Annotated in this window: 22 protein-coding genes; 8 read left to right on the top strand and 14 right to left on the bottom strand. The window is 70.6% G+C overall.

All coding sequences use genetic code 11. The annotated features are described in order from the left end of the window. Positions 1-18 precede the first annotated feature (18 nt). The 4 genes from gatA to HNQ07_RS02890 all read right to left on the bottom strand — a co-directional run bounded on the left by gatA (position 19) and on the right by HNQ07_RS02890 (position 3552). Positions 19-1473, bottom strand: a complete 1455-nt coding sequence (gene gatA, locus HNQ07_RS02905; protein WP_184109378.1) for an Asp-tRNA(Asn)/Glu-tRNA(Gln) amidotransferase subunit GatA — start codon at positions 1471-1473, stop codon at positions 19-21. Between the two features lie 46 nt (positions 1474-1519). Continuing rightward, positions 1520-2281, bottom strand: coding sequence for a DUF4388 domain-containing protein (locus tag HNQ07_RS02900; RefSeq protein ID WP_184109377.1), 762 nt, complete (start codon positions 2279-2281; stop codon positions 1520-1522). 111 nt (positions 2282-2392) lie between these two features. Then, on the bottom strand, positions 2393-2902 hold the full coding sequence (scpB, locus tag HNQ07_RS02895; RefSeq protein ID WP_184109842.1) for an SMC-Scp complex subunit ScpB: 510 nt from the start codon (positions 2900-2902) through the stop codon (positions 2393-2395). Between the two features lie 17 nt (positions 2903-2919). Further along, positions 2920-3552, bottom strand: coding sequence for an L-threonylcarbamoyladenylate synthase (locus HNQ07_RS02890; RefSeq protein WP_184109376.1), 633 nt, complete (start codon positions 3550-3552; stop codon positions 2920-2922). Between the two features lie 88 nt (positions 3553-3640). Here HNQ07_RS02890 and pilC point away from each other — a divergent pair, with 88 nt between their 5' ends. Continuing rightward, a complete protein-coding gene (pilC, locus tag HNQ07_RS02885; protein ID WP_184109375.1) occupies positions 3641-4861 on the top strand; it encodes a type IV pilus assembly protein PilC in 1221 nt (406 codons plus the stop codon). Between the two features lie 289 nt (positions 4862-5150). Beyond that, the gene (locus tag HNQ07_RS02880) at positions 5151-5969 is read left to right on the top strand and encodes a class I SAM-dependent methyltransferase (protein WP_184109374.1); all 819 of its coding nucleotides are present in this window, start codon (positions 5151-5153) and stop codon (positions 5967-5969) included. Between the two features lie 530 nt (positions 5970-6499). Here the strand turns inward: HNQ07_RS02880 and polA are convergent. Together polA and glmM are read right to left on the bottom strand one after the other, a co-directional pair. Further along, positions 6500-9262, bottom strand: coding sequence for a DNA polymerase I (gene polA, locus HNQ07_RS02875; RefSeq protein ID WP_184109373.1), 2763 nt, complete (start codon positions 9260-9262; stop codon positions 6500-6502). A gap of 40 nt (positions 9263-9302) precedes the next feature. Beyond that, positions 9303-10646, bottom strand: coding sequence for a phosphoglucosamine mutase (gene glmM, locus HNQ07_RS02870; RefSeq protein ID WP_184109372.1), 1344 nt, complete (start codon positions 10644-10646; stop codon positions 9303-9305). Between the two features lie 92 nt (positions 10647-10738). On the opposite strand from glmM, the gene HNQ07_RS02865 reads away from it, so the two are divergent. Together HNQ07_RS02865 and HNQ07_RS02860 are read left to right on the top strand one after the other, a co-directional pair. Continuing rightward, positions 10739-10969, top strand: a complete 231-nt coding sequence (locus tag HNQ07_RS02865) for a hypothetical protein (RefSeq protein WP_184109371.1) — start codon at positions 10739-10741, stop codon at positions 10967-10969. Positions 10970-10974: 5 nt separating this feature from the next. Further along, on the top strand, positions 10975-11988 hold the full coding sequence (locus HNQ07_RS02860; RefSeq protein ID WP_229831771.1) for a phosphotransferase: 1014 nt from the start codon (positions 10975-10977) through the stop codon (positions 11986-11988). Here HNQ07_RS02860 and HNQ07_RS02855 read toward each other — a convergent pair. Continuing rightward, positions 11940-13055, bottom strand: coding sequence for a DNA glycosylase AlkZ-like family protein (locus HNQ07_RS02855; protein WP_229831772.1), 1116 nt, complete (start codon positions 13053-13055; stop codon positions 11940-11942). The two genes, HNQ07_RS02860 and HNQ07_RS02855, sit on opposite strands and share 49 nt — an antisense overlap. A gap of 72 nt (positions 13056-13127) precedes the next feature. After that, the gene (locus HNQ07_RS02850; protein WP_184109370.1) at positions 13128-14039 is read right to left on the bottom strand and encodes a ferritin-like domain-containing protein; all 912 of its coding nucleotides are present in this window, start codon (positions 14037-14039) and stop codon (positions 13128-13130) included. Positions 14040-14289: 250 nt separating this feature from the next. Here HNQ07_RS02850 and HNQ07_RS02845 point away from each other — a divergent pair, with 250 nt between their 5' ends. Next, positions 14290-14631, top strand: coding sequence for a histidine triad nucleotide-binding protein (locus HNQ07_RS02845; RefSeq protein ID WP_184109369.1), 342 nt, complete (start codon positions 14290-14292; stop codon positions 14629-14631). Further along, positions 14628-15320: an HAD family hydrolase gene (locus HNQ07_RS02840; protein ID WP_184109368.1), complete on the top strand. Its 693-nt coding sequence runs from the start codon at positions 14628-14630 to the stop codon at positions 15318-15320. Before HNQ07_RS02845 ends, HNQ07_RS02840 begins: the two co-directional genes overlap by 4 nt. A 26-nt stretch (positions 15321-15346) precedes the next feature. Here HNQ07_RS02840 and sdaAA read toward each other — a convergent pair whose 3' ends face one another. The 6 genes from sdaAA to hutU all read right to left on the bottom strand — a co-directional run bounded on the left by sdaAA (position 15347) and on the right by hutU (position 22591). Beyond that, positions 15347-16234 (bottom strand): L-serine ammonia-lyase, iron-sulfur-dependent, subunit alpha, encoded by an 888-nt coding sequence (gene sdaAA, locus HNQ07_RS02835; RefSeq protein WP_184109367.1) that lies wholly within the window; start codon positions 16232-16234, stop codon positions 15347-15349. 100 nt (positions 16235-16334) lie between these two features. Next, positions 16335-17054, bottom strand: a complete 720-nt coding sequence (locus HNQ07_RS02830) for a c-type cytochrome (protein ID WP_184109366.1) — start codon at positions 17052-17054, stop codon at positions 16335-16337. 198 nt (positions 17055-17252) lie between these two features. Further along, positions 17253-18755 (bottom strand): histidine ammonia-lyase, encoded by a 1503-nt coding sequence (hutH, locus tag HNQ07_RS02825; RefSeq protein ID WP_184109365.1) that lies wholly within the window; start codon positions 18753-18755, stop codon positions 17253-17255. A gap of 41 nt (positions 18756-18796) precedes the next feature. Then, positions 18797-19996, bottom strand: a complete 1200-nt coding sequence (gene hutI, locus HNQ07_RS02820; protein WP_184109364.1) for an imidazolonepropionase — start codon at positions 19994-19996, stop codon at positions 18797-18799. Next, the gene (locus tag HNQ07_RS02815; RefSeq protein ID WP_184109363.1) at positions 19989-20900 is read right to left on the bottom strand and encodes an agmatinase; all 912 of its coding nucleotides are present in this window, start codon (positions 20898-20900) and stop codon (positions 19989-19991) included. Before HNQ07_RS02815 ends, hutI begins: the two co-directional genes overlap by 8 nt. Next, positions 20897-22591 (bottom strand): urocanate hydratase, encoded by a 1695-nt coding sequence (gene hutU / locus HNQ07_RS02810; RefSeq protein ID WP_184109362.1) that lies wholly within the window; start codon positions 22589-22591, stop codon positions 20897-20899. The genes HNQ07_RS02815 and hutU overlap by 4 nt, the downstream gene beginning before the upstream one ends. 203 nt (positions 22592-22794) lie before the next feature. Here hutU and HNQ07_RS02805 point away from each other — a divergent pair, with 203 nt between their 5' ends. Continuing rightward, the gene (locus tag HNQ07_RS02805; RefSeq protein ID WP_184109361.1) at positions 22795-23427 is read left to right on the top strand and encodes a TetR/AcrR family transcriptional regulator; all 633 of its coding nucleotides are present in this window, start codon (positions 22795-22797) and stop codon (positions 23425-23427) included. Further along, positions 23424-24689 (top strand): glycosyltransferase, encoded by a 1266-nt coding sequence (locus HNQ07_RS24330; protein WP_184109360.1) that lies wholly within the window; start codon positions 23424-23426, stop codon positions 24687-24689. The genes HNQ07_RS02805 and HNQ07_RS24330 overlap by 4 nt, the downstream gene beginning before the upstream one ends. The last annotated feature ends 5 nt before the right edge of the window (positions 24690-24694 follow it).

Genomic DNA, 24694 nt, shown 5'->3' with positions numbered 1-24694 from the left:
GCCCGCGCGCCCCGGGGGTCAGGCGTACGCGGGCGCGACCCTGGCCTGCACGGCGCCGATGCCCTCGAGTCCGCCGGCCAGGCGCACGAGCCGCTCGTCGTCCAGCGCGGGCGCGATGAACTGGATGCCGACGGGCAGGTCGAGGCCGTCCACGGTCTCGAAGCCCATCGGCACGCTCAGCGCGGGCAGGCCGGCGAGGTTGATGGCGACGGTGTCCACGTCCGCGGCATACATGGCGAGGGGATCGCTGGTCTTCTCGCCGCACCGGAACGCGGGGAAGGGACTGGTGGGCGTCACCAGCACGTCCACGCCGGCGAACGCGGCGGCGAAGCTCTCGGCCAGACGCCGGCGGACCTTCATGGCGCGCGAGTAGTACGCGTCGTAGTACCCGCTGCTCAGGGCGTAGGTGCCGATCATGATGCGGCGCTGCACCTCGCGCCCGAAGCCCCGCTCTCGGGTCAGGGTCATGCTGCCCGTGACGTCCGCGCCGGGCTCACGGTGGCCGTACACCATGCCGTCGAAGCGCGCGAGGTTGGAGCTGGCCTCGGGCATGGCGATCAGGTAGTACGCGGCGATGGCGTACTTCAGTTCCGGCAGGCTGACCTCCTGCACGGTCGCGCCGGCGCCGCGCAGCGCGTCCAGGGTGCCGTCCAGCGTGCGGCTCACGCCGGCGGTGTTGCCGCCCAGGCTCTCGCGGATCACGCCCACCCGCAGGCCGCGCAGGTCGTCGGGCGTGCCGGCGCGGAAGCGCGGCGGGGCGTCCAGGCTGGTGGCGTCACGCGGGTCGTGCCCGGCGATCACGTTCATCAGCAGGGCCAGGTCCTCGGCGCGGTGCGCCAGCGGGCCGATCTGGTCGAGGCTGCTCGCATATGCCACCAGGCCGTAGCGGCTGACGCGGCCGTAGGTGGGTTTCAGGCCGTACACGCCGCACAGTGCGGCGGGCTGCCGGACGCTGCCGCCGGTGTCGCTGCCCAGCGCCACGGCCGTCACGGCGGCGGCCACGGCAGCCGCGCTGCCCCCGCTGCTGCCGCCGGGCACGCGCCCGGTGTCCCAGGGGTTGAGGGTGGGGCCGCTCGCGCTGCTCTCGGTGCTGGAGCCCATGGCGAACTCGTCCATGTTCGCCTTGCCCACGATCACGGCCCCCGCGTCCAGCAGGCGCTGCGCGGCCGTGGCGGTGTAGGGGCTCACGTACCGGTCCAGAATCCGGCTGCCGCAGGTGGTGCGGGTGCCGGTCACGTTGATGTTGTCCTTGACCACGATGGGCAGGCCCGCCAGCGGCAGGACCTCGCCGGCGTCCATGCGGGTCGCCACCCGCTCGGCGTGCTCGGCCGCCAGGGGGTGGAGGCTGACCAGCGCGTTCAGGGGGGCGGCGGCCTGCGCGCGGGCGAGGGCCTGGTCGAGCAGGTCGCTCGGGGTGACGTCGCGGGCCTGGACGGCGCGGACGAGGGCAGTGGCAGAGGGCAGGCCGGACATACCGCGCCAGTGTAGCGGCGCCGCCCGCCGCGCGCCCGGCCGCTGTTCAGAGCGGACGCACCAGCACGCTGTCCCCGGCATGCAGGCCGGTGCGCATCAGCAGTTCAGCGGGCACCATCAGCAGGGCGGCCAGGTTCGAACCGCTGCGCACCGGCAGGGTGTAGACCTCACCGCTGTCGGCGCGGACCGCGATGGACTGCGGGTGGCGCACCATGTCCTCCTTCCAGCGCTTGAAGATCAGGTCGTCCACCAGCACCACGCCGCGCACCTCCCGCGTAACGGTCACGGTCAGGCGGGCCACGCGGGACTTGCGGCTGGTGAGCAGCCCGATCCGGTGGAGCTTTTCCAGCAGGCGCCGGGCCTCGGGGTCCTCGCTGATCTCGCTGACCGGCCGCTGGGCGTCCACGAGCCGCAGGATGTTCTGCTCGCGCAGGGTCCAGCGCAGGCGGTTCAGACGCTCGCGGGACGTGAAACGCGCCGGGCCGTCGAAGCCCAGCGGCGACGGCGGGAGAAGCTCCAGCACCTCGAGCGTCACCTCGTCCAGCGGGGCTTCCATCAGGGGATTGGGGTGCGTGATGCCCTCGTCGAACTGGAAGCGGCCGCGCGGATCGCTCATCAGCATCACCAGGGCTTTGGTGCCGCGCTCCCGGCCGAACTCCAGCTGCCGGACGGTGCCGTTCTCGATCCACGCCTGGAACTGACCGTCCGGCCGGAACACCGTGAGGACCCCGCTGCGGCCCTGATCGGTGAGCAGGTACAGCAGTTCGAGGAAATCGAAGGTGTCGAGGCTGGCGGAGGTGTGGGTCATGCGTGCGGGTCCGGCCGGAAGCGGGTGGGCCGTCCCCGGAACGCCCTCATCTTCGGGTATCGCCGCGCGAAGGGCAAGCCGCACACCGGCCCCCCGCTGGCGGCCATCCGACTACCCGCGCAGCAGGTGCGCGAAGTCCTCGCCCTGCAGGGGCGGCAGGTCGGCCAAGCTGCCCAGGCCAAAATCCAGCAAGAAGCGCTCGGTGGTGCCGTACAGCAGTGGGTGCCCGAGGGCGTCGGAAGTCCCCACCACCTTCACGAGTTCCCGCTCCTGGAGGGTCACGACCGTGCCGGCGCTGCCGCCGCGCATCGCCTCGATCTCCGCGCGGGTCACGGGCTGGCGGTACGCGATCACGGCCAGCACCTCCAGCGCCGCCGCGCTCAGCGCCGGCAGGGGTGGCGGCGCGAGCAGCGGGGCCAGCGAGCCCGCCAGGGCCGGCGGCACCACCAGGCGAAAGCCGCCTGCGACTTCCTCGACCTCAAAGCCCAGGTGGTGCTCGCCCACCGTGCGGGCGAAGGTCGCCACCCGGTCGCGCGTCTGAGCGTCATCCAGCCCCAGCACCCCGGCGAGTTCCGCCACGGTGACTGGCCGGCCCGCCGCGAGCAGGGCCGCGCCGATCATGGCGGAGTCGGGCGGCCTCACGGCGCTTGCCCCGCCAGCAGATCGCGGATCGCCTGCGCGCTGACGCCGCCCTCGCGCACCACCTCGCCCTCCGGCAGCGCGACGACGGTGCTGGCCCGGCCACTCGCCGGCACGCCTCCGTCGGGCAACACGATGTCGGCGAGGCCAGTCTCGACGGCCTGGGCATGCGTGGTGGCGGAGGCGTGTCCGGACACGTTGCAGCTGGTGGTGATGAGCATGCCCCCCACCGCGTGGAGTAGCGCCCGCGCGACCGGGTGGTCCGGCACCCGCAGCCCCACCCGGCCACCCGGCGCGAAGGCCGGGTCGCAGCGCGCTGAGGCCGGCGCCACGACCGTCAGCGGGCCCGGCCACCACCGCGCGAGCACGCGCAGCGCCGGGTCGTCCTGCGCCAGGAGCAGCGCGGTCGCCGCGTCCACGCACGACACCTGCAGCGGCTTGCGGGGATCGCGGCTCTTGACCTCTACCAGCCGCGCCAGGCCCGCCGGCGAGTCCGGATGCGCCGCCAGACCCCACACGGTCTCGGTCGGATACGCGACGATGCCCCCACCCTCCAGCACGCGCGCGGCCGCAGCGAGCGCGTCCGGCGGAAGAGGGGGATTCGGGTTGGAAGGTTCGGATTCGGTGGACATGGCGGAAACGTCGTGTGGGCGGCGGCCGGGCCGACCGCTGCCCGGTCTGTAAGGCGGCCGCAAGACCGACCCGACTATACTCGCCGGTATGCCCGTCTTCGAATACCGTGTGCGCGACCGCTCCGGGAAGGTGCTGAAATCTCAGATGGAGGCCGATTCGCTGGCGCAGGTGCGCGACGCCCTGCGTGCGAAGAACCTCATGATCGTCGAGATCAAGCCGCCGAAGGCCGGCCTGAACGCCGATATCAAGATTCCCTTCCTGAGTGACCGTCCGCCCAGCCTCAAGCAGGTCGCGATCTTCAGCAAGCAGCTCGCCACGCTGATCAACGCCGGCGTGCCGCTGGTGCAGTCGCTGGCAATCCTGCAGCGCCAGCTGGAGCACAAGGGCTTCCAGGAAATCGTCAAATCCATGCGCACCGACGTGGAGAGCGGGACGCCCCTGAGCGAGACGCTGGTGAAGTACCCCAAGATCTTCAACCGCCTGTATGTCAACCTTGTGCGGGCCGGCGAGACCAGCGGCACCCTCGACTCGGTGCTGGAGCGCATCGCCGCCTTCCAGGAAAAGGACCTCGCCCTGCGCGGCAAGATCAAGAGCGCCCTGACGTACCCGGTCATCGTGCTGGTCTTCGCGATCCTGATCACGTACTTCCTGCTGACCACCATCGTGCCGCAGTTCGCCGGCATCCTCGCGCAGCTCAACGCGCCGCTGCCCACCATCACCAAGGTCCTGATGGCCACGTCAAACTTCCTGCAGCACGGCACGCTGTACATCGTGGTGATCCTGGCTGCCCTGACCTTCCTGTACCGCTGGTACTATTCGCGGCCCGACGGCCGGCACGTCATCGACGACATCAAGCTGCGCATTCCGATCTTCGGGAACCTGCTCAAGAAGAGCGCCATCGCGTCCTTCGCGCGCACCTTCGGCCTGCTGATCAGCTCCGGCGTGAACATCATCGAGAGCCTGGAGATCACCAAGGGCACCGCCAACAACGCGATCGTCGAGGACTCGATTGAGAACGCCAAGAACGTCGTCATGGTCGGTGACCAGATGAGTTCCAGCCTCGCGACCAGCAAGATCTTCCCGCCCATGGTCGTCAGCATGGTCGCCATCGGCGAAGAAACCGGCTCGCTGGACTCCATGCTCGACAAGGTCGGCGACTTCTACGACCGCGAGGTGGACGAGGCCGTGGAGGGTATGACCGCCGCCATCGAGCCCATCATGATCGTGTTCCTGGGCGGCATCGTGGGAACCATCGTCGCCGGGATGTTCCTCCCGATGTTCAGCATCATCGGCTCGCTGAGCAAGTAAAGTACCCGCGCATCTTCTGGACACTCAGCACCGCGTTAACATCCTTCAACAATCCGGTACACTACCTGCTGGTCGGCCTGCCGGGGCTCGGAACGACCGTTGGCACCGGATTACAGGTGGTCGGGCATGCGGCCTCGGGCTCCAACGCAGACGAATTGGCGTAGCTCTGCCCCACTCCATCACGTAGGCTGGACCCACCCGAGCTGGGCAACCGACGAGGTGCAGGCCACACCGGACAGCGTGACCACGTGGCTCCTGGCACCCCACTCTCTCCAGCTCCAGGAGACCCGTGGCGACAGAACCCCCGGCCCCCGTCGATCTCTACAACGCCTCCTACGGCCAGTACTCGGCAGACGCCCAGCAAGCCGTGCGCGCCGCCACCTACGGCGAGGACCTCGGTCAGACCGGCTGGATGACCGCCGATGAACTCCGGCATTTCAGCACCCTGCTGGGGCTCACGGCCTCGTCCAGGGTGCTGGAGGTGGGCAGCGGCTCGGGCGGCCCGGCCCTGCACCTGGCGGCCACCGTGGGCTGCACTATCACGGGCCTGGATGTCAACGCCTTCGGGGTCCAGACCGCCCAGGAGCAGGCGGCGCACCGGAATCTGGACGACCGGGCGCATTTCCAGGTGATCGACGCGAGCCAGGAGCTCCCCTTCGACGCGAACAGCTTCGACGCCGTGATCTGCAATGACGCGGTGTGTCACATCCCTGGCCGTGCCGGGCTGCTTGCAGAGTGGTTCCGGGTGCTGCGCCCGGGGGGGCACATGCTGTACACGGACGCGATGGTGGTGACCGGCCTGGTGTCGCATGACGAGATCGCCCGGCGCTCGTCCATCGGGACGTACTTCTACCTGCCGCCCGGCGAGAACGAGCGCCTGATTGGAGACGCAGGCTTCGACCTCGTGGAGCGCGAAGACCGGACGCCGGCGGCGGCGGAGATCTCCCGTCGGTGGCATGACGCGCGGGACACGCACCATGACGCGCTGGTGGCGCTGGAGGGAGACCGGCAGTTCGCTGGCCTTCAGGAGTTCCTGTGGTGCGTCCACACCCTGACGGCCGAGCGGCGGCTGTCCCGTCACATGTATCTGGCACGCAAGCCGGACTAGCGGGCCCACAAATCAGCGACGAAAGGCAGTCAGCTCCACGCAGCTCTATTGGGCAGCCGGAGATGTTGCCGTCGGTTGCCATGCTCAAGGTCGCTCAGTCACGCTACTGCGCAGTGGTCGAAGCCGCGCCAGCCTCAGGGAGCAACTGGTCGATCAACACGGGGGGAAAACGAAGCTGCCACCCTGCCGAATGATCGTGGCCGCATGCACATCGGAACAGAAGTGTACTCATTCGCATTCAAACCTCGACCACGCGCTTGCCTTTCCGTAAGCTTATTTCTTTGTATTGGGAACAAAGGATCCAGCAGGCGCATCAAACCCGCCGCAAAGAATCAGTAGTCCCCCCCGAATTTGCAGAGATATGGTCCAATCTTTTACGCACACCTTCACACTTAATAGGCTACCCAAAATCCCTAGACCGCAAGGAAAACACTATTCGAAGCGTGTATAAGCAGGCAGACATGGATAAAGAAACCGCCGCCGCATCTCACGCAGCGGCGGTCAGTCTTGCACAGGCGGTCAGGCCAGCCTCACTTCGTGTCGTACCAGTTCGGTCCCACGCCCACCTCAACGGCCAGCGGCACCTTGAGCTGCGCCGCACCCTCCATGAGTTCCTTGGTGATCGCGGCCACGGCGTCGGCGCGGTCCTCGGGCGCCTCGATCAGCAGTTCGTCGTGCACCTGCAGGAGCAGCCGGGCGCCCAGCGCCTCGAGCTCCCGGTCGAGCTTGATCATGGCGAGCTTGATGATGTCTGCGGCCGTGCCCTGGATGGGCATGTTGTACGCCAGCCGCTCGCCCGCCTCGCGCAGGGTGCGGTTGGTGGCGACGAGTTCCGGCACGTAGCGGCGGCGGCCGTAGAGCGTCTCCACGTAGCCATGCTGCCGCCCGAAGTCCAGCGTCCGGTCGATGTAGGCCCGGATACCGGGATACGTGCTGAAGTACACTTCGATGAATCCGGCGGCGTCCGCATACGGGATGCCCAGGTCGTTCGAGAGGCGGTGGGCGCTCATGCCGTACAGCACGCCAAAGTTGACGGTCTTCGCGGCGCGGCGCTGGTTGGGCGTCACGGTCGCTTCGTTCAGGCCGAGCACCTGCGCGGCGGTGCGGCGGTGGATGTCCGCGCCCTCCAGGAAGGCCTGCTGCATCAGCGGGTCGTCCGCGATGTGCGCCAGCAGCCGCAGCTCGATCTGCGAGTAGTCCGCGCTGATCAGGCAGTAGCCCTTGTCGGCGATGAAGCCCTTGCGGATTTCCCGGCCGGTTTCACTGCGGATGGGAATGTTCTGGAGGTTCGGGTTGAGGCTGCTCAGCCGTCCCGTGGCGACAGCGGCCTGCGCGAAGGTCGTGTGCAGGCGTCCGGTGCGCGGATTTACGAGGCTCGGCAGCGGATCGAGGTACGTGCCGCGCAGTTTCTCCAGCTCGCGGTATTCCAGAAGCGCGGGGATGATTGGGTGCTCGTCCCGCAGGGGTTCGAGCGCAGCGACGGCGGTGGAACGCTTGCCGGTCAGCTTGGTCTTCTTGCCGCTGGCCAGGCCGAGTTCGTCGTACAGCACGGCCTCGAGCTGGTCACGGCTGCGGATCTGGAACTCGCGCCCGGCCAGCGAGTGGATCTGGGCTTCCAGCGTGGCGAGCCGGGCGCCGGTGGCGGCGGACAGGCCACGCAGGTACTCGCTGTCGAGCCGGACGCCGCGCACCTCCATGCGGGCCAGCACCGCCGAGAGCGGCACCTCCATGTCGCGGTAGAGCGTCGTCCGGGCGTCATCGAGCTGCCCGGGCAGGATGTTCAGCAGGTGCGCGGTGACCGCGGCGCGGCCGGCGGCGTCCGGGGGCCACGCGGTCTGCAGGTAGCGTTCCGAGGCGGCGGCCATGCTGGTGTTCGCCGGATCGAGCAGGTACGCGATCAGCAGCGGGTCGTCACCGGGCTCGACGCTCAGGCCGCGCACGTTCAGGTGGGTGGCAAGCGCCTTGGCGCCGGCGGCGGTGATGGAGCGCTGGCCGATGAATTCAGCGTCGTCCACGGTGGCCGGGTACTGCTCGCGCAGTTTCGCCGCGGCCCGCTCGACGTCGCGCTGGGCCTTGTCGGCCGCCTTCTGTTGCGCCTTGGTGAGCGGCGCGGCCTCGGTATCTCCGAACAGACCGGCGGGAGGTGCGGACGTCCCAGCCGCCTGCCGCTCGGGCGGTTCATGGGTGGGCGCGGTGCGGACGATGCCGGCCCCCGGCCCAGCCTCGAAGGTCGCGGCGTCCACCAGGGCGGCCGTCAGGTCGTCTTCGCGGGACAGCACGTAGCCCCACACGACGTCCGGGCCAGGGGTCTTCCACGGCTGCACCTCGGCCGTCGGCGTCGCGACGTGGCCCTGATCCTGTTCGGACGGCACCGGCCCACGGCGTTCACTCTCGTCGTGGATTGCGTCCGGCAGCGCCGACTCGCGGCCGTCCAGAGCGGCGATGTCCCGCCTCACGGAATGCAGGCCCAGTTCGGTCAGCAGTTCCTCCAGCCGCGCCGGGTCTCCGGGCAGGCGACCGGTGCCGAGTTCGACCTTCAGCGGCAGGTCCGTCACCATGCACGACAGCTCGTGGCTGAACTTCACGGCCGCCTCGGAGTCCAGCAGTTTCTGGCGGGTGCCGTCGGGCTTCAGGGTCCCGGCCTTCGCGGCGGCGTAGATGCCTTCCAGAGAGCCGTATTCCTGGAGCAGCTTGGCGGCGGTCTTGGGGCCGATGCCCTTGGCGCCGGGAATGTTGTCGCTGGCGTCGCCGGTCAGGGCGCGGTAGTCCACCCACTGCCGCACGGTCACGCCGTATTTCTCCAGCACCTCGGCCGGGCCGATCAGCTTGAAGTCGTTGGAGATCACCTTCACGTGATCGTCGAGGAGCTGGTAGGCGTCGCGGTCGCTGGTCACGATCCGCACCTGCATACCGGTGCCCTCGGCCATGCGGGTCAGGGTGGCGATCACGTCGTCCGCCTCGTAGCCGGGTTCCTCCAGACGGGGCAGGCCCACGGCGTCCACGATCTCGCGGATGCGGTTCACCTGTCCCGGCAGGTCCGAGGGCATCTCGGCGCGGCCGGACTTGTAGCCGTCGTACTGCTCGTGCCGGAAGGTCTTGACCGGGGGGTCGAACACCACGATCACCTGGTTGCTCCGCTGCCGCACCAGCCGCAGCGTCAGGCGCAGGAACCCCACGATGGCGTGGGTGGCCTCGCCCGTGGGGCTGGTCAGGGGCGGCAGCGCGAAATACGAGCGGAACGCCAGGGCGTGCCCGTCGATCAGCACCAGCGTGTCGGGTGAGCCGGAGGTCATGCTCCGTATTCTACTGGGAACGTAATCGCGCCCGGCCGCCCTAGCCGCCGAGCTGCCCGCGCTGCTCGACCAGCGCCGCCAGTTCCCGCGCAATCTCGTGGATCTCGGCGCTGTCCTGGCCCTCGACCATCACGCGGATCAGGTTCTCGGTGCCGCTGGGACGCAGGTTCACGCGGCCCCGGCCCGACAGCCGCGCCTCGGCCCGCTCGACGGCCGCCTGCACCACGTCGTCGCGGGCGATGGCCTTCTTGTCGCCCACCCGGACGTTCAGCAGCGTCTGCGGGAACATCACCAGGTCGTCGTGCAGCGAGTCGAGCGTGGTGCCCAGCTTCTGCAGGCTCGCCAGGGTCAGCAGCGCGGTCAGCACGCCGTCCCCGGTGGGCGACACGTCCAGGAACAGGATGTGTCCGCTCTGCTCGCCGCCCAGGTGCAGGTGCTGGCCGTGCAGCCGCTCGTGCACGTAGCGGTCGCCCACGGCGGTGCGCTCGAGCGGGATGCCGGACTCGCGGAGCTTCACCTCGAGCCCCATGTTGGCCATGATGGTGGTCACGACCGCCGACTCGCCGCGCGCGCGGGCGTTCAGCAACAGCATGTGGTCGCCGTGCACCACGTTCCCGCGCGAGTCCACGAACAGCGCGCGATCCGCGTCGCCGTCGAAGGCCACGCCCAGGTCATACGGTCCCTCGCGCACGATCGTCTGCAGGTGCTCCAGGTGCGTGCTGCCGCAGCCACGGTTGATGTTGTGGCCGTCCGGCGTGGTGTACACCGCGAACACGTCCGCGCCGGCCGCCTGGAAGACCTTGGGAGCGACGCGGTACGCCGCGCCGTTCGCGCAGTCCAGCGCGATCCGCAGGCCGCGCAGGTTCGGCGCGTGCGACTTCAGGTATTCGACGTACAGGCGCTCGGCGTCGGTGTGGTTGGTGACGTTGCCCATGCGCACGCCGGTGACGGGCGCGAGGGTGGGCACCCGGTCGAGCGCGGCCTCGATGTCCAGCTCGGTGGCGTCGCTGAGCTTCTGGCCGTCCGCGCCGAAGAACTTGATGCCGTTGTCCTCGTAGGGGTTGTGCGACGCGCTGATCACCACGCCGGCGTCCGCGCCGAGGTGCCGGGTGACGTAACTCACGCCCGGCGTGGGCAGCACGCCCACGTGCACCACGTTCACGCCCCGGCTGGTCAGGCCGGCGGCCAGCGCGGCCTCCAGCATGTCGCCGCTGTGACGGGTGTCCTTGCCGATCACGACCCGGGCCGAGCGGCGCCCGTGCATGAGCACCTCGCCGGCCGCGGCGCCCAGCGCCATCACCCACGCGGCCGTGAGGGGGAATTCGCCGGCCACGGCGCGCACACCGTCGGTGCCGAAATACTTGCGTTCACTCGCTGCGCTCATATGGGCACCATCATACGGGCATGAGTGACGTGTGTAACACGCTCACCGCGGGGAACCGGGAACCCACAGCCCGGCCGCCCCGTACCGGTGGCATGAGTGGATTTTCTGCCGGATCGTTCTCGTTCAGCCGCAGCGGTCACCGTGGGGGCTTCCTGCGGCACAGCCACAGCCATTCCAGCGGTCACCGCGGCCGCTACGTGCAGGGCGGCCACTACCGTCAGGTGCGCCACTCGCGCGGGCCGCTCGGGTGCCTGGGCGCCTTCGTGGTCGGCACCGTCATGCTGGGCGGCGGCGTGGGCAGCGTGATCACCCTGCTGACCTGAGCCGGGTGCCGTCAGTGCGTGGCCGCCTGCGCGCCGCGTGGGCGGCCCTGGAGGGTGACGGGCCGGCGGTGGACGCGCGCGTGTGGCCCCGTGATCTGTGCGCCGCGTTCCCCGGTCCCCGCCGGCTGGTGGAGGCGTGGACGGGCGAGGGCGCGGCCTTTGCTCGCTACGCGACGGCTCACGGGCCGCTCTTCCTGAAGTACGTGCCGCTGACGTGGCACGATCCGCGCGCGTGTGCTCGGCTGGAGCGCGAGACCGCGTACCTGCGCGACCTCGCGCCGCTGGCGCCGGTGCTCCACGCGCCGTTCCTGCATGCGGCGGCACGCGCTCCGCACGCCCACCTGCTGACACGCGACCTGACGGACACCACCACCGGCTGGGGTGCCTTCTCCAGTGACCCCGAACGTGAGGCGGGCCTGCGGGACGTGGTGCGGCTGCTCGCGCGCCTCCATGCGTTCTGGGCCGGGCCGGACGGCCACGGTCACCCCGCGCTGACCGGCGCGTGGGCGTGGCGTCCCGGCGACGTGATCGGCCGCGCACAGCGCATGGCGGCCCGGCCGCAGGACTACGGCGTCGCGGCTCCGGTGATCGCGGACATCGCGGCGGCACTGCCAGAGCTGCTGGCCGCACCGCAGCCGGTCACGTTGGTGCACGGCGACATCCACGCCGGACAGGTGCTGTGGCCGCTTGGCGGTGGCCCGCCCGTGCTGATCGACTACGGGCAGACCCACCCCTCGGTGCCGGGCGAGGACCTCGCGCACCTGCTCGCCGTGCGGCTGGACGCGGCGGAACGCGAGAACCTGGGGCCAGCCCTGCGGGAGGTCTACCGCGAGGAGCGAGCCCGGCACGGCGTCCCCGTCAGCGGACGTGCGCTGGCAGCCGAGGAACGCGCCGGCCTGGCCCTGAATGTCCTGACGACCGTGCGGCAGGCGCGGCGCACGCGCGGGAGCGGTGTCCAGCAGGCGCTGGATCAGGTGCTTGAGGTGTGGGCGGAGGGCAGCCCCAGGAACACGCGGTAGCGGTCGAGTTCCGCGTCCAGGCCGCGGCGCAGGGCGGCGGTCTGCCGCACCCCCGGCACAAAGCCCACATCAGCGTGCAGGTCCCCACCCTCGACGTTCAGGTTCGCCCAGCCGACGGCACGCTCGCCGTGGAACACGGGCAGGGCGTAGTAGCCCAGGCTGCGTTTGGCGGGCGGCGTGTACGCCTCGAAGCGGTACGCCCAGCCGTGCAGATGCTCGAAGCGGCGCCGGTCCCACACCAGCGGGTCGAAGGGACCGACGATCCTCACGCCGCGCGGTGTTGGCGCTTCCTGTGGATCGTGTTCCGGTGCCCACACGTAGCGCAGGCCATCCACCTTCGCTGCCCCCAGCTCCTCCTGGGCGGCCCGGCGGAACGCGGCGCGCAGGGCTGGTCTCAGGTGCGGCAGCCCGAAGCCCGACAGTGAGATCAGGTGGCCCAGGCTCGCTTCCGGCAGCGGGCCGTACAGTGCGGCGAGCAGGTGCACCACGCCGCGCAGGCGGTCTGCCTCGGACAGCGGTGCGGCGCGCAGGGCCTCCAGGTGCGGGGCTGCGGCGTACACGCGCACGCCGCTCGCCCGGCGGGTCACCCGGGCCTCTCCGCGGTAGTGCAGGGCGTCCAGCGCGCGGGTGGTCGCGCTGCTCTGCCCGCCCCAGGCGTTGATGGCCGTGCGCGGTCCCAGGACGGCGCTCACGTCTTTGGGGTGCAGTTCCAGCCGGTCGTGCAGCAGCGCCCGCACCTCATCCAGCAGCTCCGGGTGCTCGCGCTCGATCCGGGTGGACGCGACCTCGCGCGGGTGCAGCAGCGCCTGCACGCGGCGGGGCACGAAGCCGTAGTTGGGGATCATGTCCTCTTCGGCGTCAAGGGCCGGGTACAGGCGCTCCAGATCGCCCGCCCTGTAACCGGCCACCCGCTGCATCAGCGTGAGGTCCTGGGCGCGGGCCGGCGCACGGATCGGGTCGGCCTGCACAAAACCCATGGCATAGAGGGCCGCCTGCACGTCGGCCGCGGGCCGGAGCGTGTGCCTGGCGGCCGCCCGCAGCACGGCCGGCGTGATGGATGGACTCACGCCCGCAGGTTAGCGCATGACAGAAAAACGCGGCCTGAATTCAATCAGGCCACGTCTTCGCGAAAAAGGCGATTACTTGATGCTGCCGTTCAGGCCGTTCGGGTAGAACCCGCCCTTGCTGGCGCCGGGCGCCAGGTACACGATGTTCAGCACTTCGCGGGTGCTGCGCGGATACGCCACGCCGTTCATGTCGGCCGGAGCGATGACCGCCATGCCCTTGCTGTCGCTCAGGCCCTGGTCCTTGCCGCCTCCGACCTTGCCGCGCAGCGAGCTGATCGCCTGCACGACCTGGCCCACGTACAGGCCGGCTGCCGCCGAGACCTGCCGCTGCTGGTACAGCATGGTGCGGATCGCGCCGCCGTGGTACGCCTCGACCGCCAGGATGCCCGCCGCGGCCTGGAGGTACGCGGGGTTGGTGATCAGGGTCGCCGCGCCGTTGTAGGCGGTCACGCCCACGTCCTCGAAGATGAACGCGCCGTGCAGGAAGAACAGGTCGTTGGCGTAGGGGTTGAAGCCCTTGATCGCGCCGCCCGAGGCCGCCTGGCCGGCCGCGTCGAAGGCGCCCGAGAGGTCCAGCACCGGGCGCATCGCGGCGCCCTTGCCGAGCGCGCCGTGCAGGAACTTCACGTGGGCCAGCTCGTCCTCGGCGATGTCGTTGGCGAGCGCCTGCACGTTGCTGTCCTTGAACTGCATGCCGCGGTCCATGTCCAGGCTGGCGGGCAGCTTGATCGCGGCGTCGCCACCGATGGCGCGCAGTTCCTTCACGCGGCCCACGGCGGCCAGGTAGAACGCGGCCTCCAGGTATTCCAGGTTCAGCGCGAAGTTCAGCACGTCGCCGTCGATGTTCTTGGCCGGGGCGGCCAGCGCGTCGGTGCCAACCAGGCCCAGGGCGGCGGTGCCCAGGCCGACCTTGCCGAGGAAGCCCAGGGCGGCGCGGCGGTTCAGGCCTTCGGTCGTGGCGGTCTGTTCGGGGGTGCTCGTCATGGTGGTCTCCTGTGCGGGGTGCAAGCGGCCGGGGCGCACGCGACGGGCGCGTGAACCGAGAAACGCTCACAGAGGGGGGCCGGGGCCGTCGGGTGGCGCACCACCGCCGGGCACGTTGCTTACATCGGGGTATAAGCGCGGCCCCTCTGGATCGGATCACGGCACCCCCCAAGATGAAGGTCGGATGAAGACAGGTGGCGGGACGCTCGCACGGGGAGGCCCACCGGGCGCCCCGCCGTACAGTGGGGACATGACCGGCACGCCCACCCTATTCGAGCGCATCATCGCCCGCGAGATCCCCAGCGACGTCGTGTACGAGGACGAGCGCTACATCGCCATCCGCGACATCGCCCCGAAGGCGCCCATCCACCTGCTGGTGATCCCGAAGGCGGTCACCACCCGCGTGGACGAGATCACGGACGCCGCCGAGATGGGCGAGCTGTGGCTGACCGCGGCGAAGGTCGCCCGGCAGCACGCGCAGGACTACCGTCTGCTGGTGAACTGCGGCGCCGGCAGCGGGCAGATGGTCTTCCACACGCACGTGCACGTCCTGGCGGGCTGGGAGCACGGCCCGGACTCGGACACCCTGTGACCGCGACCCCTTTCGCCGCCGTGCTGTTCGACCTTGACGGCGTGCTGATCGACACGGAGACCATCATCGGAGCGCTGTGGGCCGAGATCTTCGCCGGGCACGACCTGCAGTTCAGCGCCGCCGAGATCACGCGCCTGACCAGCGGGCAGCGCTTCGAGGGCGTCCTGCGGCAGCTCGACGAGGAGCGCGGCTGGAAGGCCCCGGAGGACTTCCTGCCGATGATCAATGAGCGCTTCAACGGGGCGTTCGCCCACGTGCCGCTGATCGCCGGGGCCGACGAGACCCTGCGCGCCCTGCGCGCCGCAGGCATTCCCTTCGCCATCGCCAGCAACAGCGAGAGAAACCGCCTGCACCTCAAGCTCGCCGGCGCCGGGCTGGCCGAGCTGGTGGGCGAGCACGCCTACGATCCGTCCGTCGTGGGCGGCGTGGGCAAACCAGCTCCGGCCCTGTACGAGTACGCCGCCGCGCAGCTCGGCGTCCCCGTGCAGGACTGCGTGGTGATCGAGGACAGCGCGCCGGGCGCCCGCGCAGGTGTGGCGGCGGGCGCGACAGTGTGGGGCCTGCTGGCGGGCGGCCACCTCGTCCACGACGGCCGCGCTGCGCTGGAGGGCGTCGGCGTGACCCACTTCCTGTCGTCTCACGCGCAGTTGCGCGAGGCGCTGGGCGTCGGCGTGCCCGCGAAGGGCTGAACAGGTACCCGACGCGACCGCGAAGCCTACGCCATCGGCAGTTCGACCATGCCGCCGGGCAACTCGCCGCCCTTGCCCTCCATGCGGGCGGTGACGGCCAGGCCGGTGGGCGTCTGGGCCAGGCCACCCTCGGCAGTCTCGCGCAACGCGGCGGGCATCATGCGGCCCACCGAGGCCATGGCGCCTAGCACCTCGTCAGGCGGGATGAAGGATTCCAGCTGCGCCAGGGCGAGCTGCGCGGCGCTGACAGCGTGCACGGCGTAGAAGGCGTTGCGGCTCACGCAGGGCACCTCCACGTAGCCGCCGACCGGGTCGCACACCAGGCCGATGGTGTTCATCAGCGCGAGGCTGGCGGCGTGCACGGCCGCGCGGGGCGTGCCGCCGAGCAGTTCGACGATGGCGGCAGCGGCCATGGCGGCGCTCGAGCCGATCTCGGCCTGACAGCCGCCGGCGGCGCCGGAGATGAACATGCGCGCGCTGATAGCCTTGCCGATCCCGGCGGCGAGGATCATAGGGTCGACCAGCCGGTCGTCGGGAAGCCCCAGGTGATCCGCGACCCCGATCAGCGCGCCGGGAATGGTGCCGGCGCTGCCCGCCGTGGGCGCGGCGACGATGCGGCCCATGCGGGCGTTCTCCTCGTTGACGGCCATGGCGTAGGCCTGCACGCGCTTCAGGAGAGGACTCTGAAGGACGTCGGCTGCGTTCCACAGGCCGCTGGCGTTCCAGCCGACCATGCCGGTAATGCTGGGGGCGGAGCTGCTCAGGCCGCGCTCGATGCTGGCGCGCATCTCCCCGATGCGCCGCAGCATCTCGGCGCGGATGTCGGCCGGGTCGAGCCCGGTTTCTGCGCAGTCCTGCTGGAGAATCCAGGCCGAGGCGGGCGCGGGGGCATTGAGGATGTCGTCCAGGGTCATGCGGGAACCTCGCCGGAGTGGTCTAGACGAATAGTCTAGCGACTGCGGCCCGCCGCCCGCGGCGTCCGTCCCACAATCCTGGATTTCGCTCTGGAGACCGTCACTTCAGCGGCATCTTCAGGTCGTCTGACCCCAGCGCGGCCGAACCCGCCGCCGCCTTGTTGCGGTCGAGCACGAAGGCCACCACGTCCAAGTACTGCTGGGCGCTCAGGCTGCCCGGCGCGTTCTTGGGCATGGTCTTGGACACCTTCGCGTGCAGGTCACCGACGGTGGCCCACTTCTTCAGGAAGGCCGCGCCCAGCAGCGTGGGCGCGCGCACGCCCTGCAACTGGTCGCCGTGGCAGCCCTGGCAGCTCTTGGCGAACACCGCCTGCCCGGCCTGCACCTGAGCGGCGCGGGCCGTCAGGGCGGCGCTCTTCAGGGTGTCCTTCGTCAGGCCGTCGGCGGGCAGGGCCACGCCGTTCACATTGAACAGGAACGCGACCACGTCCAGATACTGCTGCGCGCTCAGGCTGCCGGGCGCGCTGAGCGGCATGGCCTTCGACACGTAGCCGTGCAGGTCGGCGTACGGATGCGCCGGGCCGGTGAAGTCCTTGAGGATCTGCGCGCCCACCAGCGCCGGCCCGATTCCCCCCTGCTGCTTGTCGCCGTGACAACCCTGACAGTTCCGGGCGTACACCGCGAGGCCCGCCTTCACCTGCGCCGCCACCGCTCCTGCCGGCGCGGCGGGCGCAGCCGGTGCCGCCGCCATCGCCGCCCACATCAGCCCGCCCCCGAGTCCCACCACGCCGCTCGCCCTCAAGCTGTTCCGGATCGTCATGCGCCCCCCGCCTTTCCGGACACAGCCCCACGACCCCGGCCCGTCCGGTGTTGACCTGACCGCAGCGTAGGCCGCCCGAAGGCACCGCACCACGGACCATGGTCGGATCATACGCATTCCGATGGCATGGGTTCAGAGGGCCGGTGCACCCCGATCAAAGCAGAACCAGGGAACCGGCGTCGCGGTACAGCTCCAGCCTCACGCCCGCCGCGCCACGTCCAGCAGCTCCCCGCTGCGCACCAGTTCCACGATCCGCAGCAGGTCCGGGCGGTAGTAGCGATCGCTGTGCATGTTGGGAATATGCGCGCGGATGTGCTCCCACGCGGCCTGCGCGCCCCGCCCGGCGCGGAGCTGCTGGAAGTCCAGCGCCTGCGCGGCGCACATGAGTTCGATCCCAATCACGTTCTGCACGTTCTCGAGGATCGCCCGCAGTTGCCGCGCGCCGTGGGCTCCCATGCTGACGTGGTCTTCCTGATTGGCGCTGGTGGGAATGGTGTCCACGCTGGCCGGATGGCTCAATACCTTGTTCTCGCTGACCAGAGCGGCGGCCGTGTACTGCGCGATCATGAACCCGCTGTTCAGGCCGCCCTGCGGCGCCAGGAAGCCCGGCAGACCCGACAGCGCCGGGTTCAGGAGCTGCTCGCAGCGGCGCTCGGAGATGCTGCCGAGTTCCGCCACCGCCACCTTCAGCGCGTCGATGGTGACCGCCAGCGGCTGCCCGTGGAAGTTTCCGCCGCTGACCACGTCACCGCTGTCCGGGAAGATCAGCGGATTGTCCGTGACCGACGCGAACTCGACGGCCAGGACGCTTTCCGCGTGCAGCAGCGCGTCCAGGCTCGCGCCGTGAACCTGGGGCGCGGCGCGCAGCGAGTACGCGTCCTGCACCTTGCCGTCTCCGACCGCGTGCGACGGCGCGATCTGCGAGTCCCGCAGGAACTGCCGCAGCTCCTGCGCCACCGCCACCGCGCCCGGGTGGGGCCGCAGTTGCATCACGTCGGCCTGGAAGGGTCGGTGCGAGCCGTACATGGCCTCGACCGTCATGGCCGCTGCAAGGTTCGCCGTGCCCAGCAGAGTGCGCGCGTCCGCGACCGCGAGCGCCAGCAGGCTGCCCATCAGCTGCGTGCCGTTGATCAGTGCCAGGCCCTCCTTGGCCTGGAGCGTCAGCGGCGTCAGGCCCAGTTCCGCGAACACGTCCGCACTGGGCCGCACCTCACCGCCGTATTCGACCTCGCCCCGGCCGATCAGGGCCAGCGCCAGGTGGGCCAGCGGCGCCAGGTCGCCCGACGCGCCCACGCTGCCCTGCGCGGGAATCACGGGATGCGCCCCCGCGTTCAGCAGCGCCAGCAGCAGCTCGACGACCCCAGGACGCACGCCTGAGTGCCCCAGCGCCAACGACTGCGCCCGCAGGAGCAGCATGCCGCGCACGACCTCCGTGGGCAGGCTCTCCCCCACCCCGATCGCGTGCGACAGGATCAGGTTCAGCTGCAATTCCTCGAGCCCGGCCCGTGGCACCTGCACGTTCGCAAACTTCCCGAAGCCCGTGTTCACGCCGTACACGGCGGCGTCACCGTCCACGATCCGCTCGATCACCGCCCGCGCCCGCAGGATGCGCTCCCGCGCCGCGTCCGCAAGTTCGACGGTCTCTCCGCCACGCACGACGGACAGGAAGGCTTCCAGGGACAGGGATTGATCAAGAATCACAGGTGCTCCTTCGGGGGTGGTGGATGGTTGAACCGGTCCGCTCACAGTTCACGGCCCGCCACATAGACCTCCCGCACCGGACTGGCGCCCAGCGTGTACGGCAGGTCGCGCCAGTCGCGGCTGTGCAGGGCCAAGAAATCGGCGCGCTGGCCGGGCACGAGGGCGCCCCGGTCCTTCAGGCCGAGAGCGGCGGCGGCATTCACGGTACAGGCGGTCAGGGCCTCGGCGGGCGTCAGGCGATTCAGGCGTACCGCCAGGGCCAGGGCCAGTTGCGCGCTGAACACGGGCGAGGACCCGGGGTTCAGGTCGGTGCCCACGGCCACCGCCGCACCCGCGTCGATGAGTTGGCGGCCCGGCGCGGCGGGCAGGCCCAGGTGCAGCGTCGCGCCGGGGAGGATGGTCGCCACCGTATTCGACGCGGCCAGCGCCGCTATCTGCGCGGGGCCGCTCGCTTCCAGGTGATCCACGCTCAGCGCGCCCAGTTCGCACGCGAGTTCCATGCCGCCGATGGCGTGGAACTGGTCGGCGTGGAGTTTCGTGCCCAGGCCGTGCGCGGTGGCGGCCTGAAGGACCGCGCGGGATTCCTCGACCGTGAACGCTTCTCGCTCGCAGAACACGTCCACGGCCGAGGCCAGCCCTTCACTGGCGACGGTGGGAATGAGGTCGTGGCAGACCGCGTGAACATACTCGGCGCGGCCCTCGGTGGGCGGCACGTGAATGAGCAAGGTAGGCACCAGGGAGAACTCGGCCTGCAAGTCGCGAATAGCCAAGAGCATCCGCCGCTCGGCGTCGAAATCCAGCCCATATCCGCTCTTGACCTCGATGGTGGTCGCGCCGGACGCCCGCAGCGCTTCCAGACGGGACCGTGCCAGCGCCACCAGTTCGTCCACGCTCGCGGCGCCGGTCGCCTGCATGCTGCTGCGGATGCCGCCGCCCCGCGCAAGGATCTCCTCGTAGGGAACGCCCTGCACGCGGGCCTCGAAGTCCGCGAGGCGGTCACCGGCCCAGACCGCGTGCGTGTGCGGATCCACCAGACCGGGCACGACGGCCACGCCGCCCAGGTCGTGTTCCTGCAGCACACCGGGAGCCTCAGGGCGTGGACCGACCCACCGGATCACACCGTCCGAGATGAGCATGGCCGCGTCGTGGATAATCGTCAGGTCGCGCATGGCCGCGCCGCGCTGCACGCCCGGCTTCGGGCTGACGAGCTGACCGATGTTCGTGAACAGCGTCTCAGTCATGGAAGACCTCGCACAGCGTCTCCATGACCAGCCGCGCCATCAGCAGCTCGCTGCGGCCGCTGGGGTCGAGGTTCGGGGCGAATTCCACGAGGTCGAGGCCGACGACGGTGTTGTGGCGCGCGGTGGCCGCCAGCACCGCCATGCCCTGTGCGTACGCGAACCCGTCCGGCTCCGGGCTGCTGGTGCCGGGCACCACGCTGGGGTCGAAACCGTCCACATCCACGCTGAGGTAGACGTTCTGGCCTTGTGGCAGACGCTCCAGCACACCCTGGAGGTCGGCGGTCACGTCCGTCATGGGAATCAGGGTGTGTCCGCGTGCCCGCGCGGCCGCGACGGCCTCCGGATCGAAGCGCAGGCCGCGCAAACCGATCGTGGTGATGTGCACGAGGTTCGGCAGAGCCTCACACGCGCGGCGGAAGGGGCTGGAATTGCTGTACCGCGTGTCGTTGCGGACGTCGGTGAAGTCCAGGTGAGCGTCGAGCTGCACGACGTGGAGGTCGGGCACGTCTTGAAACGCCCGCAGAAGCGGAAACGACACGCTGTGATCGCCGCCCAGGAACACCGGCACGCGGGAGCGTTCCCGCACCAGCCGGGCCGCCGCGGTGATGCGATCACGCGCGAGTTCGGGCTCCAGGCTGGGCAGCACGACGTCTCCGGCGTCCGCGAAGGTCACGCCCGCGAGCCGGGTCACGCCGTCCAGGCCGGTGAAGGGCGGCACGCTGCGCAGACTCGCTTCCCGCAGGGCACGTGGCGCGAACCGCGCGCCGGGCCGGAAGCCCAGGGCAATGTCGAAAGGTACGCCCAGCGCGGCCACGTCCGCGCGCCACTCCCCGCCTGGATCGACCAGCGGCGCGCGGGCGAAGGTGGCGATCCCGCCGTAGGGCAGGTGGGTGGGCTGGGTCACTGCCCGCCCTTGCGGTGATCCGTGATGCTCAGGCTTGGCAGGTCGATGCCGCGGTCGCGGGCGACGTCCAGCGCGTGGTCGTAACCGGCGTCAGCGTGGCGGATGACGCCCATGCCGGGGTCGTTGGTCAGGGCGCGGCTGAGTTTCTGCGCGGCCTCGGGCGTGCCGTCCGCGACGATCACCAGGCCGCTGTGCTGCGAGAAGCCCAGGCCCACGCCGCCGCCGTGGTGGAAGCTCATCCAGCTCGCACCCGACGCGATGCCCACGCCGAAGTTCAGCAGCGGCCAGTCACTCACGGCGTCGCTGCCGTCCAGCATGGCTTCGGTCTCACGGTACGGGCTGGCGACGGAGCCGGCGTCGAGGTGGTCGCGCCCGATCACGATGGGCGCTTTCAGGCGGCCGTCCGCGACCATTTCATTGAAGAGCGCCGCGGCCCGGTCGCGTTCGCGGTAGCCCAGCCAGCAGATGCGCGCGGGCAGGCCCTGGAATGCGATCTGGTCGGCGGCGTAGGTCAGCCAGGATTGCAGGCGGTCGTCGTGCGGGAACAGCTCCAGCAGCGCACGGTCGGTGGCGCGGATGTCCTCGGGGTCGCCGGACAGGGCCACCCAGCGGAAGGGGCCGCGGCCCTCGCAGAAGGAGTCGCGGATGAACGCGGGCACGAAGCCGGGGTAGTCGAAGGCATTCTCGACGCCGGCTTCCCGTGCGCGGTGGCGCAGGTTGTTGCCGTAATCGAAGGCGACCGCTCCGCGCTTCTGGAGGTCGAGGATGGCGCGGACGTGCGCGGCCATCGCGTCGTAGGCGCGTCGGCGGTACTCGTCGGGGTAGTCGGCGCGGAGGGTGCCGGCGTCCTCGTCGGGACTCACGGGCGGCAGATAGCCCCACATGGGATCGTGCGCGCTGGTCTGATCCGTGATCAGGTCCGGCGTCCAGCCCATCTGCACGAGCTGCGGCGCAAGCACGCCAGCGTTGCCCTGCACGCCGATGGAGCGGGCGACGCCCTGCGCCTTGTACTCCTCGGCGCGGCGGATGGCGTCTTCCAGGCTGTCCGCGACTTCGTCCAGATAGCGGGTGTCCAGGCGTTTCTGAATCCGGGTGGGGTCGATCTCGATGCAGATGGCGACGCCTCCGGCGAGTTTCACCGCCAGGGGCTGCGCGCCGCCCATGCCGCCCAGACCGGCCGTCACGGTGATGGTGCCCCTGAGGCTGCCCCCGAAGTGCTTGCGCCCGGCCGCCGCGAAGGTCTCGTAGGTGCCCTGGAGGATGCCCTGCGTGCCGATGTAGATCCACGAGCCGGCCGTCATCTGGCCGTACATCATCAGGCCCGCTCGGTCGAGTTTGTCGAAGGTGTCCCACGTTGCCCAGTGCGGCACGAGGTTGGAGTTGGCGAGCAGCACGCGCGGCGCCCACTCGTGGGTGCGCAGCACCGCGACGGGCTTGCCGGACTGGATCAGCAGCGTCTCGTCGTTCTCCAGCCGGTCGAGCGTCTCCACGATCTTGTGGAAGGCGTCCCAGGTGCGTGCCGCCTTGCCGCGCCCGCCGTAGACCACCAAGGTCTCGGGGTGCTCGGCGACCTCCGGGTCGAGGTTGTTCATCAGCATGCGTTTGGCCGCTTCCTGGCTCCAGCCCTTGGCCGTCTTCTGTGGGCCGCGCGGAGCACGAACGACGGGGGCGGAATCGGCAGTCTGAGTCATGGATGAACCTCCAAGAATGGGGCGGTGTGCCGGCAGTGAATGGGTCTCCGAAGGGGAAGCGGCGCGTCGCTGCGCGCGGCCCGCTGTGCACCATCGGCGTCTGGGCATCATCTTCTGCCCGTCCCACATCCCCCACAACCGCCCTTTCCGGTAGAGCCGGAAGTGTGCTTGACGAACCCAGCCCTCCGCGCCACCATGAATGAGTGAGCACTCACTCAGAGACGCCGGACAGGAAGCCGCGTGCGGCCCCCCGGGCGCCCGCCGATCCGCAGCGTCGCGGCGTGATCCTCGACGCCGCGCGCGTGTGCTTCTCACAGCAGGGGTACCACCGCACCACCATGCGCGCGGTGGCCCGGCAGGCCGGTCTGGCCGAGGGAACCCTCTACAACCACTTCCGCAATAAGGACGACCTGTTGCTGGGCCTGTTCGGCGCACTGGGCGAGCAGACCCGCGCGTCCATGGTGCCGGAGGACATGGCCGCCCTCGACCTGCGGCCGTTTCTGGAGGCGTTCCTGGCCGCACCGCTGGCGGCCCTGGCGCAGGACGGACACGCGCTGTTCCGAATCGTCGTGTCTGAGGCGCTGGTCAGGCCCGCGCTCGGGCGGGCGCTCGCCGCTGCCTTTGCCGAGACCGGGGCGCTCGGCGCGCAACTGCTGGCCGCACGACCCGAACTCCGTGGCGTGGATACGGCGCCCATGATCCACACGGGGCTGTCGCTGGTGCTGGGCCTCACCCTTCAGCACGCCCTGGAGCACGGCACGCCGCCGGACACCGGCGCTGTGGCGTCGGCCGTCACCGACCTCCTGCTGGCCACCCTCCCCGGCGGCGCAGCGTGAACGTCACGGTCATCGCGCTGGGCACGCGCGGCGACGTGCAGCCCTACGTGGCGCTGGGGGCCGCCCTGCTGCGGGCCGGGCACAGCGTCCGCGTGGCCACGCACGACACCTTCCGCGACCTCGTGCACGCGGCCGGCCCGGACTTCTGGCCCATGCGCGGCGACGTGCAGGACGTGGTGAACAGCCCGGAGATGCGCTCGGCGCTGGCGCGCGGCAACATGCTGGAGATCAACCGCGTGTCCGCCCGGGCCACGCACCACGCCGCGCTGCACTGGGCGCAGGACGCCCTGGACGCCGCGCAGGACGCGGAGCTGCTGCTGGCCGGAATCGGCGGCATGAACGTGGCGCAGGCGGTGTCCGAGAAGCGGCGCCTTCCACTGATAGAGGCGCACGTGGTGCCCTTTCATCCCACGCGGGCGTTTCCCGGAGCGATCTTTCCGCCCGGGGTGGCACGCCTGGGCGGCGGGGCGAACCGGCTGTCGCACGTCCTGACCCGCCAGGTGATGTGGCAGATGTTCCGCGCGGCCGACACGCGCGCGCGGCGCGCGGTGCTGGAGCTGCCCCCCGCTCCGCTGTGGGGGCCGCGCCCCGTCCACACCACCCCCACCCTGCACGGCATCAGTCCGGCGGTACTTCCCCGGCCCGCCGACTGGGACGCGGCGCAGCACCTGACCGGCTACTGGTTTCTCGGTGAGCAGCAGTGGAGCCCGCCACCGGCCCTGGAAGCGTTTATGCACGCGGGGCCACCACCGGTGTCCATCGGCTTCGGCAGCATGACGACCCGGGACGCGGCCGCCACCACCCGGACGGTGCTGGACGCGCTGGAGCGCAGCGGGCAGCGGGCGGTGCTCCTGAGCGGGTGGGGTGGACTGAGCGCCGCCGACGCTCCCCCACACGTCTTCGTCACCGACAGCGTTCCGCACCACTGGCTGTTCCCGCGCGTGGCGGCGGCCGTCCATCACGGTGGGGCCGGCACCACGGCGGCAGGTCTGGCGGCAGGCGTCCCCACCGTCGTGGTGCCGTTCTTCGGGGATCAGCCGTTCTGGGCCGAGCGGGTGCGTCGCCTGGGCGTCGGCCCCTCGCCGGTTCCCGCCCGCCATCTGACCGCCGGCGCGCTCGGGGACGCGCTGACGCAGGTGCGCGTGGACACGGGCATACGCGAACGCGCGGCGGCCCTGGGACACCGCATCCGGGCCGAGGACGGACTGGGCGCGGCCGTGCGGGTGGTGGAGTCCTACGGGCGAGGGCGCGGCCGGCGCTAGGATGA

It is taken from the genome of Deinococcus metalli (genome assembly GCF_014201805.1).
In the GTDB taxonomy this organism is placed as follows: domain Bacteria; phylum Deinococcota; class Deinococci; order Deinococcales; family Deinococcaceae; genus Deinococcus; species Deinococcus metalli.
The sequence above is the reverse complement of the archived record's forward strand: the minus strand, read 5'-3'. Positions and strand labels throughout refer to the sequence as shown.

Bases quoted from the DNA above. Each gene is read 5' to 3' on its own strand.
- gatA (WP_184109378.1), bottom strand. From the start codon at position 1,473: ATGTCCGGCCTGCCCTCTGCCACTGCCCTCGTCCGCGCCGTCCAGGCC.
- HNQ07_RS02900 (WP_184109377.1), bottom strand. From the start codon at position 2,281: ATGACCCACACCTCCGCCAGCCTCGACACCTTCGATTTCCTCGAACTG.
- scpB (WP_184109842.1), bottom strand. From the start codon at position 2,902: ATGATCGGCGCGGCCCTGCTCGCGGCGGGCCGGCCAGTCACCGTGGCG.
- HNQ07_RS02890 (WP_184109376.1), bottom strand. From the start codon at position 3,552: ATGTCCACCGAATCCGAACCTTCCAACCCGAATCCCCCTCTTCCGCCG.
- pilC (WP_184109375.1), top strand. From the start codon at position 3,641: ATGCCCGTCTTCGAATACCGTGTGCGCGACCGCTCCGGGAAGGTGCTG.
- polA (WP_184109373.1), bottom strand. From the start codon at position 9,262: ATGACCTCCGGCTCACCCGACACGCTGGTGCTGATCGACGGGCACGCC.
- glmM (WP_184109372.1), bottom strand. From the start codon at position 10,646: ATGAGCGCAGCGAGTGAACGCAAGTATTTCGGCACCGACGGTGTGCGC.
- HNQ07_RS02865 (WP_184109371.1), top strand. From the start codon at position 10,739: ATGAGTGGATTTTCTGCCGGATCGTTCTCGTTCAGCCGCAGCGGTCAC.
- HNQ07_RS02850 (WP_184109370.1), bottom strand. From the start codon at position 14,039: ATGACGAGCACCCCCGAACAGACCGCCACGACCGAAGGCCTGAACCGC.
- HNQ07_RS02845 (WP_184109369.1), top strand. From the start codon at position 14,290: ATGACCGGCACGCCCACCCTATTCGAGCGCATCATCGCCCGCGAGATC.
- sdaAA (WP_184109367.1), bottom strand. From the start codon at position 16,234: ATGACCCTGGACGACATCCTCAATGCCCCCGCGCCCGCCTCGGCCTGG.
- HNQ07_RS02830 (WP_184109366.1), bottom strand. From the start codon at position 17,054: ATGACGATCCGGAACAGCTTGAGGGCGAGCGGCGTGGTGGGACTCGGG.
- hutI (WP_184109364.1), bottom strand. From the start codon at position 19,996: ATGACTGAGACGCTGTTCACGAACATCGGTCAGCTCGTCAGCCCGAAG.
- hutU (WP_184109362.1), bottom strand. From the start codon at position 22,591: ATGACTCAGACTGCCGATTCCGCCCCCGTCGTTCGTGCTCCGCGCGGC.